The sequence below is a fragment of the Ectobacillus ponti genome, from assembly GCF_024294785.1.
In the GTDB taxonomy this organism is placed as follows: Bacteria; Bacillota; Bacilli; order Bacillales; family Bacillaceae_G; genus Ectobacillus; species Ectobacillus ponti.
Map to the genome: position 1 here is coordinate 1 of NZ_JANCLT010000126.1, position 507 is coordinate 507.

Here is a 507-nt window from a genome sequence, read left to right on the forward strand (position 1 = left end):
TCCGTACGAGGCTTTTCAGACCCATTCCGTTCATGAGGCGAAGCACAGTCTTATGGTTACAGATATAGCCACGGTTACGCAATTCCAGCGTGATTCTACGGTAGCCGTAACGCCCTTGGTGCTCCTCAAAAATCTGGCGGATTACCCCCTTGATCTCGCTATATTTGTCCTCTCGTCCCATTTGTTTGACCCAATAGTAATACGTACTGCGCGCCATGCCAGCGACCTTCACGAGGTCAATGACCCGAAACTCATGCCTTAACTCATACACTACTTGCGCTTTGTCTTTGTCTGTGATTGTTCCTTTTCTTGAATTAAGGCTTGTAACTTTTTTAAGTATGCATTTTCCATTCGTAAATACTCAAGTTCCGCTCGCAGTGCCTCTTCTGATCCCTCAACAGGTTGATTCTTATTTTCTTTCTTCTTCATGTGTTTTTTGCAAGCAGAAAGTGCAGAGAATTGCAGCGAAAAGTGCAGAGGCTTGCCGCTCCGTTTTTTATTAAAAAT

The 507-nt window shown here is 44.4% G+C and carries 1 pseudogene; it reads right to left on the minus strand.

What is annotated here, in order from left to right:
• Positions 1–507: pseudogene (locus NK662_RS23475) on the minus strand (IS3 family transposase); the annotation flags it as partial.